The 12,670-nt window shown below is 70.2% G+C and carries 12 protein-coding genes and 1 pseudogene; 10 read left to right on the forward strand and 3 right to left on the reverse strand.

The features are described from left to right. Window positions 1-158 precede the first annotated feature (158 nt). The 10 genes and pseudogenes from T333_RS10390 to mtnC all read left to right on the forward strand — a co-directional run bounded on the left by T333_RS10390 (window position 159) and on the right by mtnC (window position 9,713). Window positions 159-935 carry an alpha/beta fold hydrolase gene (locus T333_RS10390; protein WP_355003906.1) on the forward strand — a complete coding sequence of 259 codons (777 nt, stop codon included), beginning with the start codon at window positions 159-161 and terminating at the stop codon, window positions 933-935. Window positions 936-947: 12 nt separating this feature from the next. Continuing rightward, window positions 948-1,268, forward strand: a complete 321-nt coding sequence (locus tag T333_RS10395) for an MGMT family protein (RefSeq protein WP_355003907.1) — start codon at window positions 948-950, stop codon at window positions 1,266-1,268. Between the two features lie 9 nt (window positions 1,269-1,277). Next, window positions 1,278-2,027, forward strand: a complete 750-nt coding sequence (locus T333_RS10400; protein WP_355003908.1) for a VOC family protein — start codon at window positions 1,278-1,280, stop codon at window positions 2,025-2,027. Window positions 2,028-2,128: 101 nt separating this feature from the next. Beyond that, on the forward strand, window positions 2,129-3,868 hold the full coding sequence (locus T333_RS10405) for an NTP transferase domain-containing protein (protein ID WP_496424339.1): 1,740 nt from the start codon (window positions 2,129-2,131) through the stop codon (window positions 3,866-3,868). A gap of 122 nt (window positions 3,869-3,990) precedes the next feature. Continuing rightward, window positions 3,991-4,155: a hypothetical protein gene (locus T333_RS10410; protein WP_157107903.1), complete on the forward strand. Its 165-nt coding sequence runs from the start codon at window positions 3,991-3,993 to the stop codon at window positions 4,153-4,155. A 157-nt stretch (window positions 4,156-4,312) separates the two neighbouring features. Continuing rightward, a pseudogene (locus tag T333_RS10415) lies at window positions 4,313-6,237 on the forward strand (sulfatase-like hydrolase/transferase). A 129-nt stretch (window positions 6,238-6,366) separates the two neighbouring features. Continuing rightward, complete coding sequence (locus T333_RS10420) at window positions 6,367-6,714, forward strand: DUF1330 domain-containing protein (RefSeq protein WP_357256262.1); 348 nt, start codon at window positions 6,367-6,369, stop codon at window positions 6,712-6,714. A 79-nt stretch (window positions 6,715-6,793) separates the two neighbouring features. Further along, entirely contained in the window at window positions 6,794-8,461 is a 1,668-nt protein-coding gene (mtnA, locus tag T333_RS10425) for an S-methyl-5-thioribose-1-phosphate isomerase (RefSeq protein WP_496424340.1), read from the forward strand. After that, window positions 8,458-9,033, forward strand: coding sequence for a 1,2-dihydroxy-3-keto-5-methylthiopentene dioxygenase (locus T333_RS10430; RefSeq protein ID WP_496424341.1), 576 nt, complete (start codon window positions 8,458-8,460; stop codon window positions 9,031-9,033). The genes mtnA and T333_RS10430 overlap by 4 nt, the downstream gene beginning before the upstream one ends. Further along, the gene (mtnC, locus tag T333_RS10435; protein ID WP_496424342.1) at window positions 9,030-9,713 is read left to right on the forward strand and encodes an acireductone synthase; all 684 of its coding nucleotides are present in this window, start codon (window positions 9,030-9,032) and stop codon (window positions 9,711-9,713) included. Before T333_RS10430 ends, mtnC begins: the two co-directional genes overlap by 4 nt. A gap of 60 nt (window positions 9,714-9,773) precedes the next feature. Here the strand turns inward: mtnC and T333_RS10440 are convergent, their stop codons facing one another. The 3 genes from T333_RS10440 to T333_RS10450 all read right to left on the reverse strand — a co-directional run bounded on the left by T333_RS10440 (window position 9,774) and on the right by T333_RS10450 (window position 12,670). Further along, window positions 9,774-10,715, reverse strand: coding sequence for a hypothetical protein (locus T333_RS10440; protein ID WP_355003915.1), 942 nt, complete (start codon window positions 10,713-10,715; stop codon window positions 9,774-9,776). Window positions 10,716-11,144: 429 nt separating this feature from the next. Further along, complete coding sequence (locus T333_RS10445) at window positions 11,145-11,990, reverse strand: helix-turn-helix transcriptional regulator (protein WP_496424343.1); 846 nt, start codon at window positions 11,988-11,990, stop codon at window positions 11,145-11,147. Between the two features lie 428 nt (window positions 11,991-12,418). After that, window positions 12,419-12,670 carry a YdeI/OmpD-associated family protein gene (locus tag T333_RS10450; RefSeq protein WP_355003917.1) on the reverse strand — a complete coding sequence of 84 codons (252 nt, stop codon included), beginning with the start codon at window positions 12,668-12,670 and terminating at the stop codon, window positions 12,419-12,421.

A 12,670-nucleotide genomic window follows, 5' to 3' on the forward strand; every position in this document is an offset into this window, starting at 1 on the left:
ACCACGTCGGCTATTGCAACAGACGGGGCCGACACGCCGCAGGCCCGCTCCGGCCGGACGTTGTCCACGTCACGGCCACCTCCGCGACACCGGGGCGTCGACCACCGCCGACCACCGTCCGGGATGACGTGCCGCGCCCCACCCGACAGAATGGCCCGGTGTCGACTCTCCACGTTCACCGCTTCGGTCCCGCCGCGGGACCGACCGTGCTCGCCCTGCACGGGCTCACCGGGCACGGCCACCGCTGGGCCGCGCTGGCCGCCGAGCACCTGCCCGAGGTCCGCGTCGTAGCGCCGGATCTGCGCGGACACGGCCGGTCGACATCGCTGCCGCCGTGGGATTTCGAGACCATCGTCGCCGACCTCGTCGAACTGCTCGCCGCCGAGGCCGACGGGCCGGTGCTGGTGGTGGGCCACTCCTTCGGCGGCGCGGTCGGCGTGCACCTGGCCGCACGGCACCCGGAGCTGGTGCGCGGGCTCGTCCTGCTGGATCCCGCGATCGCGGAGGACGCGGGCCTGCTCTCCGACATCGCGGCGCGGACCGTCGAGTACCCCGACTACGCCGACATCGAGCACGCGCGCAGGGACAAGCTCGCCAGCGCCTGGCACGACGTCGAATCCCGGCTGCTGGAGGCGGAGCTGGCCGAGCACCTGGTGCCCACCGAGAACGGCAGGGTCGGCTGGCGGCTGAGCCTGCCCGCCGTCATCTCCTATTGGGGTCAGCTGGCGCGTGCGTTCGTGCTGCCGCCCGCCGAGCTGCCCACGGTGCTCGTGCAGGCGATGAAGGTGCAGCCGCCGTTCGTGACGGCCGAATTCCGCGCGGCCCTGGCCGCCCACCTCGGGCCGCGGCTGACCGTGCACGAGTTCGACTGCGACCACATGGTCGCGCAAGCGCGTCCGGCCGAGACCGCGGCCCTGATCCGCGCGGCGCTTTAGGGGGAATGCGCCGTGCCGACTTCTGACGCGCAGATCGAGCTGGTGCGCGAGCTCGTCGCGAGCATTCCGCCCGGCATGGTCGCCACGTACGGCGACATCGCCGCGGCGGCCGGGCTCTCGACCCCGCGCACGGTCGGCTGGATCATGCGCACCGACGCCGCCGACCTGCCGTGGCACCGCGTGCTCCGGGCAGGCGGCAAGCCCGCCGCGCATCTAGCCGACCGGCAGTTGCGCCTGCTCGCCGCCGAGGACGTGCCGATCGAGGACGGCAGGGTGAATCTGCGTGAGGCGCGTTTCCGGTTTCCCGAAGTTCGGGATGCGCCAAGGCGTTAACGTGGAATCATGTCCACCCGCCTGGCGTGTGTCGTCTTCGATGCGCAGCGGCCGCGCGTCGTCGCGGAGTTCTGGGCTCAGCTGCTGGGCTGGTCGGTGACCGTCGACCGGCCCGACGAGGTCGACGTCGCCGCGCCCGACCCGGACGGCCTCGACATCGCATTGACCTTCCTGCCCGCGCACACCGCGAAGAGCGGCAAGAACCGTCTGCACCTCGACCTGGCGAGTCGCTCGCTGGACCACCAGCGGGTCCAGGTGGACCGGGCGCTGGCGCTCGGCGCGCGGCACGTCGACATCGGTCAGGGCGGCGTGCCGTGGGTGGTGCTCGCCGACCCCGAGGGCAACGAGTTCTGTGTGCTCGAGCCGAGAGAGCAGTACGTGGACACCGGCGCGGTGGCGGCCATCGTGGTGGACACGCTGGATCCGGCGCGGCTCGCCGCGTTCTGGTCGACCGCCTCGGGCTGGCCGGTCGCGCACTGCGGCCCGCGGTTGGCGGGTCTGCGTTCGGCAACGGGACTCGGGTCCTGGCTGGAGTTCGTCCGCAACCAGGACGCGAAGCAGGGACGCAACCGGTTGCACCTCGATCTGACGGCGTTCCCGACCGACGATCCCGCCGCCGAGCTGGCACGGCTGCGCGAAGCGGGCGCCACGCCGGTCGACGCGGGCGAGTTCGGCGGCGTCCCTGGCATCGTGCTGGCCGATCCCGAGGCCAACGAGTTCTGCCTGCTGCGCCGAGCGACGGACCTCTCGCGCGTCTGAGCTACCGCCGGGATCGCCCCGGCGACGGCCTGCGTTCCCCTGCCGGAGCACGTCCGAATTAGCATTTCGGACATGGTGTACCTCGGTGCGGAGCCCGTCCGGTGACGGCCGCCGACGCGATCGTGCTCGCGGGCGGGCGGGCCAGCCGCATGGGCGGGGTCGACAAACCCGCGATCGTGATCGGCGGCCGGTCGATGCTGGACGCGGCGCTCGCCGCGGTCGCGGGCCGCGGCCGCACCGTCGTCGTCGGGCCGCACCGGCCGGAGCTGAACCCGGAGATCCGGCAGGTGCGCGAGGTGCCGCCGGGCTCGGGTCCGGTGGCCGCGGTCGACGCCGGATTGCGCGCGCTCGCCGGTTCCAGGGCGCCGCTGGTGGTGGTGCTCGCCGCCGACATGCCCTTCGTGACGCCGGGAACGATCACCGAATTGCTCAGGCACGAAGCGGAATCCGGCGCCGAGGCGGTGTTCGCCGCGGACGAGTCCGGCCGCCCGCAGTATCTGGTCGGCGTCTGGCGCCGCTCCGCGCTCAATGCCGCACTCGCCGAGCTGGATTCGCTGATCAACCAGCCGATGAAGGCGCTGGTGCCCGCCGACACCGCGATCGTCGGGCTGTCCGGCATCGCCGACTGCGACACCGAGGACGAGGTGCGCCGGGCCAGGGCGCGGGCCGCGGACACCACTCCGCTGACGCTCGACGAGGCACGAAACACGCTGCGCGACAGCCTCACCCGGCTCACCCCTTACCGGACGGACCTGCCGAGCGTGCGCGGCGCCGCGCTGGCCGCGCCGCTCACCGCGGCCGAGGCGCTGCCGCGCTTCGACGTCTCCGCGATGGACGGGTACGCCGTCGCCGGGGACGGGCCGTGGCGGTTGCGCCGCGATATCGGCTTCGCGGGCGGGCAGCGCCCGGTCGGGCTGCTGCCGGGTGAGGCGGTGCGCATCGCCACCGGCGCGCACGTGCCCGACGGCACCACCACCGTGGTCCGTGACGAGTTCGTCCGAGTGGGCTCCGACGAAACCCTGCACCGCATACCGGAGACGCCGATTCGCGACGACATCCGCCGCCGCGGCGAGGACCGCGGTCCGGGCGACCTGGTCGCGCCGGAGGGCACACGGGTGACCGCCGCGCTGATCTCGGCGGCCGCCAGCGTGGAGGTCACCGAGGCCGTGGTGCGCGGGCCCGTCCGCGCACGCGTCGTGATGACCGGCGACGAGATCCGCAGCGATGGCCCGCTGCGCGCCGGCCAGACCAGGGACTCGATCGGACCGATCCTGCCGGATCTGCTTGCCGGGTCCGGCATTCGGACGGTGGACCGGGTGCACCTGCGCGACACACCCAACGGCTTCGACGAGGTCCTCGCCGCGTCCACCGACTGCGACCTGCTCGTCATCGTCGGCGCGACGGGCGGCGGCGCGGCCGATCAACTGCGCGGCGCGATCGCGCGCGCCGAGGCCCGAGTGCTGGTGCCGCGCTTGCGACTACGGCCGGGCGGGTCCACCATCGTCGCCGAAACTCCCAGCGGGACAACAATTCTCGGACTGCCCGGGAATCCGTTCGCGGCCGTCGCCACGCTGCTCGCGCTCGTGCCCGCCATCGTGGCGGGACGCACTGGCGCACACCAGGACCGCCCGCTGACCGGCCCGCTGCACAATGCCGCCGACGTGTCCGGACCGGTCACCCGCATCGTGCCCGCCCGCATCGCGCCGACCGGGGGCTGGATCGGCGATCCGACGGTGCGCACGGCCCATCTGGGCGGTCTCGTCGACCGCGACGGGCTCGTCGTCGTCCCCGCCGAGGCGTCCGACGGCATTTCCGTGGAATTCCTACTTCTGCCGTTCTGAAAATCGGCCCCCTACCGGGGGGTCTCGACATATTTTCACTTTCCCCTTCCTCGAGTGATGTGCGATCGCTATGGTGTTGTCGTTAGGCGAAATCAAATCACTTCGGAAAGGACCGAGTGGAGATGGCTGAAAAGTCGAAGAAAACGCCTAAGAAAATGCCCAAGCAGATGCCGCGGCAGCAGCAACAGCAGCGCCAGGAGCAGGACCAGAGGGGCATGAACCGAGCCGGGCGGGACCGGATGCCCGAGGACCAGCGGGAGCAGGACCGGCGTCACGGCCAGAACTGAATGCTTTGAACTGCGTCTGCCGGTTTCTGCGGAACCGGCAGACGCGGTTTTCTTTTCGTAGTGCTCACTAATTCATTCGGGTGTTACCGCGCACGAGTTCCGCGCACGTCGCGCCAAACCCTGGTCAGCTCCGGCTTTACGGCCGTCTACTGTGCAAATGGCTGTTCCCTCCGCCGCGCGCGGTTACGAATCCTTCGGCGGCACCGTCGGTCGCACCACTGCCGGCTCGACCCCCGAGTGGACCTACCCGCCCGCGGCGCCGCAGGACGCGCCCAACATCGTCGTGGTGCTGGTCGACGACATGGGGTACAGCGACATCGGACCGTTCGGCTCCGAGATCGAGACGCCGACGCTGGATCGGCTGGCCGCCAATGGCATCCGCTTCACCAACTACCACACCACGCCGCTCTGCTCGCCCTCCCGCGCCTCGCTGCTGACCGGAATCAACGCTCATCGAGCCGGTTTCGGCTTCGTCGCCAACGCCGACCCCGGCTACCCGGACTGCGGCTCGAGCTGGCCGACGATGTGCTTACCCTGCCGGAGACCCTGCGCCACAACGGGTATGCCACCTACGCGGTGGGCAAGTGGCATCTGGTACGCGACGCCACGATGAACCCAGCGGCACATCGCGAGCCGGGTTACGAAGCCGCCGAATGGGATTCGCTCACCGACGACGAGCGCCGCCGCTTCGCCGGGTACATGGAGGTCTACGCCGCGATGGTCGACAGCATCGACCAGAGCGTCGGCCGCATCCTCGACACCCTCGAACAGCTCGGCGAGCTGGACAACACGATCGTGGTGTTCACCTCCGACAACGGCGGCACCGCCGAGGGCGGTCCGGAGGGCACCCGTAGCTATTTCGCCGAGTTCGCGCACATCGACGACCCCGATTGGATCGGCGACGTCCCGCACGACGAGGAGCTGATCGGCACCGAACGGCTCGGGGTGCACTACCCGCGCGGCTGGGGTCAGGCCTCCAACACACCGTTCCGCTTCTACAAAGGCCAGACCTTCGCGGGCGGCGTCCGGGTGCCGCTGCTCGTGTCGTGGCCCGAGGGACTGCTGCGCGCCGCGACGGACAACGGCATCCGTCACGAGTACGCCTACGTCACCGACCTGGCTCCGACTCTGCTGGAGCTGGCAGGGCTGGCGCGGCCCAGCGTGCGCAACGGCCTGCCCGCCAAGGATTTCGACGGCGTCTCGGCCGCCGAGCTGCTGCGCGACCCGTCGGCGCGGACCCGCCACACCGAGCAGTACTCGGAGATGACCGGGCATCGCGGCTTCTACCGGGACGGCTGGAAGCTGCTGTCGCTGTACGAACCCGGCGCCGACATCGACGCGCCGAACTGGTAGCTGTTCGACGTCCGCGCGGATCCCACCGAGCTGCACGATCTTTCGGGGCTGTATCCGGAGAAGGCGGCCGAGCTCGCCGCCGCGTGGGACGAATCGGCCTGGGCCAACACGGTTTTCCCGTTGTTCACCCGTCAGGATCTCGCGATCCGGCGGCCCGAGGAGGCCCGCTTCGCCGCGCCGGTGCGTGTGCTGCCGGGCACTCCGACGCTGGAGCGCTACCGCTCGCAAAGGTTGATCGCCTACCGCGACTTCGCGATCACCGTGGAGCTGGGCGGCTACCGGCCCGGAGACGAGGGCGTGCTGGTCGCGCACGGCGATCCGCTCGGCGGGTACCTGGTCTACCTCGAAAACGGACGGGTCGTGCTCGGCGTCAACAGCTATGGCGATTTCGCCGAGGCCGCCACCGAACCGCTCCCGCCCGGTGTGCGGCGAATCACCGTCACCGCCGCCGAGCGGCCCAGGCTGCGCTGGGATTTTCAGGTCGAGGTCGCGGGCGGCCCGAGCGCCGAACTGCGCGACCGGGTGCAGCTGGTGGGCATGTCGCCGTGGACCGGCATTTCCGTCGGCGTGGACGCGCGCGGCCCGGTGTCCTGGGATCTGCGCGAGCGCCGCGGCCCGTTCCGCTACACCGGCGACCTGCGCGCGGTCACCTACACACCCGGCCCGATCCAGGTACCGCGACAAACCATCGACGCGGTGGAGCGCGAGGCGGAGTTCGCCGCCGAATGAGAAGCGCGGCAGCACAGCGCCTTCCGGGCCCGGCCATTACCTCGCGGGTAATCGACGCGCGACGCGGGCGGCGATACGTTCGGCGCACCGCTCGCCACGCAGCGGCCCGCCGCGTCGAAGGGAACGATCATGTCCGCGTATGGCTTCGCCCACCTGCGCAGCCGCCGTCCACACCCGGAGATCTTGGAATACCTGGAACGCATCCAGGCCACCCTGGACCCGTTCGAAGGCCGGTTCGTGATTCACGGACCACCGGCCGAGGTGGTGGAAGGCGAGTGGCCCGGCAGCATGGTGCTGATCGAGTTCCCCGATCTGGCGCGGGCACGAGCTTGGTACCACTCGCCCGGATACCAGGCGATCCTGCGCCTGCGAGCCGATCACATCGACGGCGACCTGGTGCTCGTCGAGGGCGTCGGGCCGGACTACGACCCGCGCGAACGGGCCGCGAAGCTGCGCGCCGAGTCCGCCGAGCGCTGAGCCGATTGTCGCCGGCCAGGCCCGGTCGGATACCGTTTACCAGGCAGAATGCAGCTCTTCGCGACAAAGGATGCGCCTGATGGACGACAGTTCCCTGGTCTGGGACGACGGTGCGCTGGTCACCATCGACCAGCGTGGGCTGCCGCACGAGGTGCGCGAGCTGCGCCTCGGCACGGTGGACGAGATCATCGAGGCCATCAAGACGCTGGCCATCCGCGGCGCTCCCGCGATCGGGATCGCGGGAGCGTTCGGCGTGGTCATCGCGACCGCCGCGCACACCGTCGACGGTGTGGTGGACGAGGCGCGGGTGCGGGCCGAGGCCGACCGCATCGCCGCCGCGCGACCGACCGCGGTGAATCTGGCGTGGGCCGTCGAACGGGTCCGCACCCGGATTCCGGCCGGAGCCGACGCGGTGCTCGCCGAAACCCTGGACATGCTCGCCGAGGACGGCCGCGTCAACCGGGCCGCCGCCACGCACGCGGCCGACCTGGTCCAGCGTCTCTGCGCGGACCGCCCGCTGCGGGTGCTCACCCACTGCAACACCGGCCGCCTGGCGACCAGCGCGTTCGGCACCGCGATCGGCACGCTACGGGTGCTCGCCGAGCGCGGCGCGATCGAGAACGTGCTGGTCGACGAGACCCGGCCACTGCTGCAGGGCGCGCGGCTGACGGCGTGGGAGCTGGCCGAGGCGGGCATTCCGCACCGGCTGACCATCGATTCGGCCGCCGCGTGGGCGATGGCCACCGGCCAGGTCGACTGCGTACTGGTCGGCGCGGACCGGGTCACCGCCAACGGCGACGTGGCCAACAAGATCGGCACCTACGCCGTCGCCCTCGCCGCGCACCGGCACGGCATCCCGTTCATCGTGGTGGCGCCGGAATCGACGCGGGACCCGAACACCGCCACCGGCCGCGACATCGTCGTGGAGGAGCGAGCCGCGGCCGAGGTCACCGGATTCGGCGGCGTCGCGACGGCTCCCGCGGACACCGAGGTGTTCAACCCGGCCTTCGACGTCACGCCGAGCGAGCTGGTCACGGCGGTCGTCACCGAGCAGGGCGTGGTGCACGGTACGAACAGTGCTGCGACAGAGTCTGTTTCGGCGGCGCGCGCCGAACTCGCCGACATCGCGAGGGAACTCTACGGCCGCGGCTGGATGCCGGGCACCGCGGGCAACCTCTCGGTGCGCGACGGCGCGACCGCCGTGGTCACCGGCAGCGGGCTGTCGAAGGGCGAGCTGACCCCAGGGGACATGGTGACCGTCGCCGTCGAGGATTCCGCGCCGCTGCCCGGTCAGCGGCGGAAACCGTCCGCCGAGACCACCATTCACACCGCGGTGTACCGCACCACCGACGCCGGAGCCGTCGTGCACGTGCACTCGCCGTACGCGACCGCGCTGGCGACCGAAGCGGGCGCGGCCGAGCGCGAAACCACCCTGCGCATCACCGATTTCGAACTCATCAAGGGGCTCGGTTCCGCCGACCCGTCGGCGATCGATATCCCGGTGTTCCCCAATTGGCGCGACGTCTCGCGCATCGGCGCCGACATCGAACGCTATCTGCGCGACAACCCCGCCGCCCCACCCGTGTTGTGCATCGCCGGGCACGGCATCACCACCTGGGGGGAGAATCTCTCCCGGGCGCGCGATCGCGCCGAATGCCTGGAGGCGCTGTGCGAGCTGGTGATTCGCACCGGCCGCAGGCACGCCTTCGCCACGCCCGCCGAGTCACTCGAGATTGGACTGACATGACCCTGCTCCAGGTGATGGCCGCCAACAACGCCGCCGACGTGCGGGTGCGGACCACCGACGACACCGTGATCGCCGCCGAACTCGCCGCGCACGGCATCGCGTTCGAGCGCTGGCCCGCGCTCGCGGAGGCCGCCGCGACCTCCTCGGAGGACCTGCTCGCCCACTACGCCGACCGGGTCGCCGAGCTGAACGCCGCCGGCCGCTACAAGCACATCGATATCGCGCGTATCCACCCCGACGACGCGAACCCCGAGTGGCCCGCCATCGCCAAGGGCGCCAGGGAGAAGTTCCTGAACGAGCACCGGCACGCCGAGGACGAGGTGCGCTACTTCGCCGCCGGCCGCGGCTGCTTCTATCTGCACCTGGGCGAGGAGGTGCTCGCGGTGGTCTGCGAGGGCGGCGATCTGCTCTCGGTCCCGGCGGGCACGCTGCACTGGTTCGACATGGGTACCCGCCCCGATTTCATCGCGATCCGCTTCTTCGAGGAGGAGGACGGTTGGATCGGCGACTTCACCGGCGACCGGATCAGCGAGGGCTTCCCCACCCTCGACGAGCTGCTCACCGCCTCGTGACCAGCGCGATCGTCCTCGACATCGAGGGCACCACGAGCCCGACCAGTTCCGTGCGGGAGGACCTGTACGGCTACACCAGGGACCGGCTGCCGCAGTGGCTCGCCGACAACAGCGCCGACGCGGCGGCGCCGGTCCTCGCGGGCGCCAGGGAACTGGCCGGACGTCCGGACGCGGATATCGCCGAGGTGGCCGAGATCTTGCGCGGCTGGCTCGGCTCGGACGTCAAGGCCGAGCCGCTGAAGACCGCGCAGGGCTTGATCTGCCACGAGGGTTTCCGCAGCGGGGCGCTGCACGGCGAGTTCTTCCCCGATGTCGCGCCCGCGCTGACGGACTGGAAGGCCGCCGGGCTGACGCTGTACGTGTACTCCTCGGGTTCGGTGCGCAACCAGCGTGATTGGTTCGACTTCGCGCGCGGCGGCGAGCTCGGCTCGCTGATCAGCGGATACTTCGACCTGTCCACCGCGGGCCCGAAGCGCGAAGCCGCGTCCTACGACAAGATCGCCGGGGCGATCGGCGTGCCCGCGGCCGAGATCCTGTTCCTCTCGGACCACCCGGACGAACTCGACGCGGCCGTCGCGGCGGGCTGGTCGGCCATCGGCGTGCACCGGCCCGGCGAACCCAATCCGCCGCGGCCGGCGCACCGGTGGATCGGCTCTTTCGCCGAGATCGATCTCGCCTGAGCCACGGACCGGGCCCTACCGCCCGGATCCGAGCCCGCCGCTTCGGTCGTGCGCCGAGTGTCAGGCTCCGGACACGCGCACCTGCGGACGCACGGCGCCGATGCGGCCGTGCTGCACCGTCGCGAAGATCCGCCGTGCGTGCACCGCGACGGGACTGGTCGACCACGGCGCGAGCGCGGTGGTGAACATCAGTTCGCACCAGGACAGCGCGGGCACGTCACCCGCGGCCAGGGTGGCGATGAGCGACATCTCGGTGTCGTGCCCGGCCCACGCGGCGAGCAGCCAGCCCGCGTCCAGCCTGCCGAGGAACTCCTCGGCGTCCTCCGGCGGGCCGTGCGGGGTGTCCACCGCGAGATGCACCGTCGCGGCGATCGCGTGGCGCATCTTGGCATCGAGTCCGACGGCGTCGTGCAGCAGCAGCGCCTCGAGCGCGGCGCGCAACTCCACGCCGGGATCGACCGCCTGCTTCCCGCCGATCGAACCGATGTCTCCTGCGTCGCGGATCATGGGCAACCCTTCCTCGATGTCGTTGTTCGTAGGGGTGTCGACGGCGCGTAGATGTCGCCCGGGCGCCTGGTCCTGGGATTCGCTGTCGACCAGGCTGACCAGCGCGCCCGGATTCCAGTCCAGGCTGCCGAAGACCTGGCACCAGTCCAGCGCCGGATTGTCTTCCGAGCAGATCAGATCGAGCACGAGACCGGAGATGGACGCGGTGCAGGCGAGGGTGACGATGTCGATGTCCGGTTCGGTCACGGTGAGATGCAGGGTGGCCTCGGCGTGGCCCGCGTCGGCGCGAGCACGTCCGGCCAGCCACACCGCCCGGTTCGCGGCGGCCATCGCGCCCGCGCACCGATCGCCGTGTGGATGATCGGCGTCGCCGTCGATGAACGGTCCGTACCACAGCGCGCGACCCTCGTCTCCGCAGACCGCGAACGTCCCGTTCGCGCAGTTCGCGGCGGCCGCCAGCGAGATATGCGGTATCAAACCGATGACGTCGACCATGAGCACTCACTCCCGCAATGTTCACGCAATCCGTTGTCTTCCGAGATCGAGGCACAGTGTCGCAACTAATTGCCCGACCGTGCCGATAAACGGATCAAATACGTTTCCCCAACCGTTGTCCAGACGAAGTAGAACTTCCCGCGCACCCTGTGAGGTACCCACACCGACCAGTGAAAGTACCGCGGAGTCGGTACCCGCAATGGGGCATCGGCATATCCCCCGCAACGCATTTCGACAGCGTAGCCCGCACGGTACCGTCTACCCATGGCTTTCGTCCGAAAAGGCGCTACCACAGGGGTTTTCGCGCACGAGCGAGCACGGCGCCGCACCGGCGGCCGCCGCCTCGACGGGCCGACGGGCGCGCGCAGGGCGATGCCGCTCGGTGCGTTCCGCAACGAAAACCGCGCTGCCGCTGGGTTTTACGTCGGTCTACCTGCGGAGGGATCCGTTGACCGCGGCCCGGTCGGCGAGACCGGACCGCGCCGGACGGTCGGTAGTGCGGATACCGAGGAAGAATTGGATCCGGCCCGGGTGACTTCCCGAATCGACCCGGAACAGCTGCACGTCCAGACTGAAGGGCTTCCCTGTTTCGATATCGCGGAGCAGCATTCGCGGACTTTCCCGGCCGTATGCGGTTCCCCCGGCCGCCCACATCCGGCGGAATTCCGGATATCGGCCGAGTTCGGCGAGCAATTCGGTGGACCAGTCGGCGCCAGCGGACTGCCCGATGAGTCCGCGCAGCCAGTCCACGGTGAGCGCGGCCTCCCGCTCCCACTCGACCATCACCCGCTTGGACACCTCGTTGCCGAAGAACCACCGCAGGATGTTCACGTCCTCGACCAAGCCGGGAAAGACCGCGGTGTAGGCGTCGTTGCAGGACAGGACGTTCCACCGGGTGTCGAGATAGCCCGCCGCGTTCGGCTCGTGCACCGCGAGGCCGTCGCGCATATCCTGGGTGATCTGGGCACGCAACTCCGCGACCGTCGGGGCCGAGGCGTCGGCCAGTCCGGCCAGGTCGAACAGGTGTCTGCGCTCGGCGTCGGAGAGCGGCGCGATCTGGTGCAGGTATCCGATGAGCGCTTCGACCACCACTTTCGTCGGGTGGGCGCGGTCGCCGCCCTCCAAGTGCGTGATGTAGCTGGAACTCACCCCCGCTGCGAATGCCAGCTTTTCCCGGGAGACCCGCCGGTCGTCGCGGAACCTCCGCAACAACCCGCCGAAGGTCGGCGGTCGCAGGAGATCACTTGGCCCGGCTTCGGTCGACTTGCGTGACACAGCTATTCGCTCCTATGAACCGTAGATGTATCAACCAGTTGGCTACTTCCAAGTGGCAGCGCTGCCGAATCTCTCGCGTTCGCGGCGCCGAGGCCGCGATGCCGTTGCGCACGGCCCCAATCGTCGACGATCCGAGCGGTTGCTCATAGCGGACGATATTAACTGATATACCTTCTTTATATTCCACACCACGCATGTGTCATGGTTACATTTCAGCAATCTCTCGAGAGGCGAAAAGCAACCTCCGCCAGAGCCATTCGCAATGCCGCGCGCCCGACCGTCTGACACGTAGACGCACGACCGACTATTCGAATGCGCGCACGTACGTCGCTCTATCCGACCGGTCGGTTCCTATTCGCCATGCCCGCTGTTGCCCAAAAGAATTTGGCGAATCGGATTCGCGAATCGCCGACGCCCGACGACGCGCCTCACCCCGCCGCGGCGACCGCCGCATCGATTCGCTTCGCGCGTGTCTCCGGGCGCTTTGCCGACTCGATCGCACCGACGAGCTGACGGCGTCGCGAACAGGAGGCGGGACGCGCGCCCGCCGCGGCCAACGCCGCCGCGAGATCCTCGGGCACCTCGACCGTCCGTTCGGTGTCGCGACGCACGGTGACCGATACGGCGTCGCGGGCGCCTTGCCGAGCCGCTCGCGGATCGCCTTCAGCATGCCGGGGCAC

The organism is Nocardia sp. CNS-044 (assembly GCF_059570515.1).

What these genes read in the sequence shown, in the direction of transcription:
- T333_RS10400 (WP_355003908.1), top strand. Translation starts at nt 1,278, where the DNA reads ATGTCCACCCGCCTGGCGTGTGTCGTCTTCGATGCGCAGCGGCCGCGC.
- T333_RS10410 (WP_157107903.1), top strand. Translation starts at nt 3,991, where the DNA reads ATGGCTGAAAAGTCGAAGAAAACGCCTAAGAAAATGCCCAAGCAGATG.
- T333_RS10420 (WP_357256262.1), top strand. Translation starts at nt 6,367, where the DNA reads ATGTCCGCGTATGGCTTCGCCCACCTGCGCAGCCGCCGTCCACACCCG.
- mtnA (WP_496424340.1), top strand. Translation starts at nt 6,794, where the DNA reads ATGGACGACAGTTCCCTGGTCTGGGACGACGGTGCGCTGGTCACCATC.
- T333_RS10430 (WP_496424341.1), top strand. Translation starts at nt 8,458, where the DNA reads ATGACCCTGCTCCAGGTGATGGCCGCCAACAACGCCGCCGACGTGCGG.
- T333_RS10440 (WP_355003915.1), bottom strand. Translation starts at nt 10,715, where the DNA reads ATGGTCGACGTCATCGGTTTGATACCGCATATCTCGCTGGCGGCCGCC.